4 protein-coding genes and 1 pseudogene are annotated in these 4477 nt (G+C 69.5%); all 5 read left to right on the top strand.

Annotation, left to right across the window (positions count from 1 at the left end; genetic code table 11):
- The first annotated feature begins 132 nt into the window (after positions 1–132).
- The gene (gene ychF / locus ACFWFR_RS17655) at positions 133–1218 is read left to right on the top strand and encodes a redox-regulated ATPase YchF (protein WP_030152107.1); all 1086 of its coding nucleotides are present in this window, start codon (positions 133–135) and stop codon (positions 1216–1218) included.
- 116 nt (positions 1219–1334) lie between these two features.
- Positions 1335–1988, top strand: coding sequence for a hypothetical protein (locus ACFWFR_RS17650; protein WP_377623902.1), 654 nt, complete (start codon positions 1335–1337; stop codon positions 1986–1988).
- Positions 1985–3235 carry a DUF6357 family protein gene (locus ACFWFR_RS17645; RefSeq protein WP_377623901.1) on the top strand — a complete coding sequence of 417 codons (1251 nt, stop codon included), beginning with the start codon at positions 1985–1987 and terminating at the stop codon, positions 3233–3235. The genes ACFWFR_RS17650 and ACFWFR_RS17645 overlap by 4 nt, the downstream gene beginning before the upstream one ends.
- A gap of 84 nt (positions 3236–3319) precedes the next feature.
- Positions 3320–3691, top strand: a complete 372-nt coding sequence (locus ACFWFR_RS17640) for a zinc ribbon domain-containing protein YjdM (RefSeq protein WP_191803365.1) — start codon at positions 3320–3322, stop codon at positions 3689–3691.
- A 454-nt stretch (positions 3692–4145) separates the two neighbouring features.
- Positions 4146–4477: pseudogene (locus ACFWFR_RS17635) on the top strand (hypothetical protein); the annotation flags it as partial.

Raw genomic sequence — 4477 nt, 5'->3', positions numbered from 1 at the left:
CCCTCATGGGCGCCGACTCCGTCGACCTGGGCGCGCTCGCCGCGGGCGGCGACGTGGCCGCGCTGCCCGTGGTGGCCGTGGGCTCCGAGCACGCGAGCGGGCCGGGGCGCGGCTCCCGTAGACTCAGGCCCCGTGGCTCTTACAATCGGCATCGTCGGCCTGCCCAACGTCGGCAAGTCCACCCTCTTCAACGCCCTGACGCGCAACCAGGTCCTCGCCGCGAACTACCCGTTCGCGACGATCGAGCCGAACGTCGGCGTGGTGTCCCTCCCGGACCCCCGGCTGAACAAGCTCGCGGAGATCTTCGGCAGCGAGCGCATCCTGCCCGCGACGGTCTCGTTCGTCGACATCGCGGGCATCGTCAAGGGCGCGAGCGAGGGCGAGGGCCTCGGCAACAAGTTCCTCGCGAACATCCGCGAGGCGGACGCGATCTGCCAGGTGACCCGCGCGTTCGACGACCCCGACGTGATCCGCGTCGAGGGGTCCACGGACTCCGCGGACGACATCGAGACCATCAGCACCGAGCTGATCCTCGCGGACCTCCAGACCCTCGAGAAGGCGCTGCCGCGCCTCGAGAAGGAGGTCAAGATCAAGAAGGGCGACCCCGTCCTCGTCGCGGCCGCGCAGAAGGCCCAGTCGCTGCTCGAGCAGGGCATCACGCTCTTCCAGGGCGCTGCTGCCGCGGGCCTGGACCTGGCCGAGATCGCGAGCCTGCAGCTCATGACGGCCAAGCCGTTCATCTACGTCTTCAACACCGACGACGCGGGGCTCGTGGACGAGGCCCGCAAGGACGAGCTGCGCGCGCTCGTCGCGCCGGCCCAGGCGATCTTCCTGGACGCCAAGTTCGAGTCCGAGCTCGCCGAGCTCGAGCCCGAGGAAGCGGCCGAGATGCTCGCCGAGACGGGCCAGGAGGAGTCGGGGCTCGACCAGCTCGCTCGCGTCGGCTTCGACACGCTCGGCCTGCAGACGTACCTGACCGCCGGGCCCAAGGAGTCGCGCGCCTGGACCATCCGCAAGGGCTGGACCGCGCCGCAGGCCGCGGGCGTCATCCACACCGACTTCGAGCGCGGCTTCATCAAGGCCGAGGTCATCTCGTTCGACGACCTCGTCGAGACCGGCTCGGTCGCGGCTGCTCGTGCGGCGGGCAAGGCCCGCATCGAGGGCAAGGACTACGTCATGGTCGACGGCGACGTCGTGGAGTTCCGCTTCAACGTGTAGTCGCGCGGCGCCCGGCCCGGCCCGGCCCGGGGCGAGCCGGGCCGGTGGGTCTGGCCGGGTCGGTGTCGGCTCGACGACCGCGGGTGGGACCGCACGAACGACGACGGAGGACAGCCATGGCCCGCCCGTACCACCCCGGACCGAAGCAGTTCGTCTTCGGCGTCGGCGACGGCGACGACCGACGGGTCTCCGTGGACGACCCGCAGGAGGCCTCCGTCGCGTTCTCCGCGTTCTTCAGCGGTCGAGAGTCGGACACGTACACCGTGGACGACGAGTCGGCGGGCCAACGCCTGGTGCTCATGCCCGGTCGCGGTGTGATCGTGAGGATCGAAGCAGCGGGACGGGCCCGGAGCGAGCACCTCACGGTCGACAGGGCCTATCGCTACCTGCCGAGCGCCATGCTGTTCTTCGAGAACGGGTTTGCCGGCCTGGACCGGTTCGGCCAGTGGCTCCCGGCGGTCGCCGACCTCGACGCGTCACCAGAGGCGCGTGGTGCCGCCCGTGCCGCGGCGATCACGACCGAAGCCGCGGCGATCGAGGAGGTCGCTCGGATCTGGGGAGACTCGGGCACCGTCGACCCGAGCGACCAGCTCTACGTCTTCTTCGGTGCGCACGGCCTCGACGAGGACCAGGCGGAACGAGCCGAGCTGCTCGGACTGATCACGTTCCTCGGGCTCCAGCGGGTCGATGCGCCGAGCGAGGCCTCCGACGGCGAGGTCTGGGTGCGCACCGACGAGCGCCTCGACGTCGAGCTCGAGAAGTGGTCATGAGGGAGGTCGTCTTCGCGCGCACGAGCGGCTGGATCCCCACCGTGATCCGGGAGGACGGCGTGCTCACGCTGATGCTCGCTGCCGGGGCCGACGCCAACCACGATCCGCGGACGTTCACGTTCCCGATCGGGGATGCCCATCTGGCGGTGATCCGGGAGGACCTGGCGAGACACCTGCTGCTGTGGAGTGCGGTCCTTCCCTTGTGCGACGCGGCCGGGACCCGGGGGCGCCTCGACGAGGACGCCGCAGTCGCGCTCCTGGACCCGGTCCTCCTCTCGCCGTCCGCCGACGTGGACGCCCTGTTCGAGCGCATCCCGTGGGACAGGAGCCGGCTCGTCGCTCACGGGGCCGACCTCTTCCTGCTCGAGCGCGGTCAGCACTGCGCGGCGATGCGGTCGGCCACGGAGACGCCCGACGGGAGACGGGCGCAGGAGTACTCTGCGGACCGCCGTCGCGCCGGGCGCGGTGTGGTGCTCGGTCCGCTCGACACCGCGATCCTGAAGTTCACGGGACAGCACCTGCACGGCGCGACGATCCCGAGGCGTCTTCCCGAGGCCGTCGACCCCGCGCTGCTGCCCGAGGTCCTGCGCGTGATCGCGACCGCAGAGCAGGCGAGCTCCGGGATGCGGATCGGGCGCGATCCGCGACGGGGAGAGCGCGCCACGGACAAGCGAGAGTGGGACCGCGTGGCGGAGGCCGTCGAGGCCGCGATGCGCGGCGCACACCCTGGGCTCGTCGACGACACGGTGCGCACGATGAGCTTCCTGATGTGCTCGGAGGTCGCGGACCGTACACGGAACCTGCCCGTGGAGGACGACGCCGTGGTGCCGGGCGAGCATTCCGGCGCGAGAAAGACGAGGCTGACGTTCACGGACGACAAGGACGTCGCGAAGCGGTGGCAGCAGGGTGACCCACGCTCTGCCGACGCGGAGTTCTGGGAGTTCGTCGGTGATCGGTCGGCCCCGGACAACGAGGTGTTCACCATCGAGGACGAGACGATGGGCGAAGGGATCCAGCTCCACTTCTACGCGGACTCGATCGCCCGGGTCACGACCGTGCACGAGGGTGTCGGCGGGGCGGAACCGGAGTACCGGGTCGAGTACGGTCTGGTCGACGGGACGAGCGGGTACCGGACCGTGGTGAGCGCCTTCGTCCGCGGCGGCTGCGCCGGGCTCGACCAGCACGGCCCGTGGATGTCGGACGCCGCCGAGCTCGAGCACGCACGTCGGCGGCGCGACGCCCAGTAGTCCCGGCTCGCCGCACCCGCACCTCGACGCGGGTCCCGAACGGCTCGAGGCCGCTTCCTCGACACACGACGACCTGGAGGTCCAATGTCTGATCAGCTGCCCCCGTGCCCTTCGTGCGCGAGCGACTTCACGTACGAGTCCGGCGCACTGCTGGTGTGCCCGATGTGCGGCCACGAGTGGGCGCCCGGAAGCGTCGAGGAGACCGACGAGGTCGGGACGCTGGACGCACGTGTCGTGAAGGATGCCGTCGGCAATCCGCTGGAGGACGGCGACGACGTCACGATCGTCAAGGACCTGAAGGTCAAGGGTGCGGGCGGCGGGGTCGTCAAGGTCGGCACCAAGGTGCGCGGCGTCCGACTGATCTCCGACGGCGTGGGTGACCACGACATCGACGCGAAGGTGCCGGGCTTCGGGCAGATGCAGCTCAAGTCGAGCGTGGTGAAGAAGGTTCTGTAGTCCGATCGATGCGTCCGGGACGACCCGTTCCATCTCGTGGCGTGCGGCTCGGTCAGGAGCGTTCGAGCGACTTCCCCCGCAGGGCGCGGTCTCGGCCGTCGAACGGGTGGATCGGCTGCGTGACCGATGTCTCCGAGAGACCGGTCACACTCATGGTTCGTGGGACGAGTAGCGCCGTATCGTGAGACGAGGCAGGTTGCTATTCCTTGTGTCCGGGTTGTTACGTACCGGTTTCTCCCGGTATCAAGACGGAAACAGGACCGTACCGGCCAGTATCAACTCGGTAACGATCGGTTGCTCGAATGGTGCAACCGGGTGAAGTCACCCATCTTGGTCGGTACCGTTGCCCCAAACCATGGTGGGCTTCCCTGACGACGCCGCCGAGGGACGCCCTGCGGGTCACCCCGCGCGTTCCTTCGGGGCAAGGGAGTCGCCATCCCCTTGAGGAGGAACATTGAACATCAGGCGCACAAGTGCCGTCACCGCGGCCGTGGCCTCGGTCGCGTTGGTGCTGACCGCATGCGGTGGCACGGCCAACGAGGCGGAAACTGACGACGCAGGCATCAACCAGGAGTCCGCGGTCACCGTGGCCTGGGAAGCCCCGCTCAACGAGCTCAACCTCAGCTCGACGAACGGCAACGCGACGCAGAACGCCGTGATCGGCTACATGCTGAACTCGGGCTTCAACTACTACGACGAGAACCTCAACCTGGTCGAGGACCGCGGGGTCTTCGTCGAGGCCGAGCTCGGCAAGGTCGGCGGCAAGGACGGCGTCCACGCCCCGGG

This window comes from Oerskovia sp. NPDC060287 (assembly GCF_042726775.1).
GTDB lineage: Bacteria > Actinomycetota > Actinomycetes > Actinomycetales > Cellulomonadaceae > Oerskovia > Oerskovia merdavium.
The sequence above is the reverse complement of the archived record's forward strand: the minus strand, read 5'-3'. Positions and strand labels throughout refer to the sequence as shown.

What these genes read in the sequence shown, in the direction of transcription:
- ACFWFR_RS17650 (WP_377623902.1), top strand. Translation starts at nt 1,335, where the DNA reads ATGGCCCGCCCGTACCACCCCGGACCGAAGCAGTTCGTCTTCGGCGTC.
- ACFWFR_RS17645 (WP_377623901.1), top strand. Translation starts at nt 1,985, where the DNA reads ATGAGGGAGGTCGTCTTCGCGCGCACGAGCGGCTGGATCCCCACCGTG.
- ACFWFR_RS17640 (WP_191803365.1), top strand. Translation starts at nt 3,320, where the DNA reads ATGTCTGATCAGCTGCCCCCGTGCCCTTCGTGCGCGAGCGACTTCACG.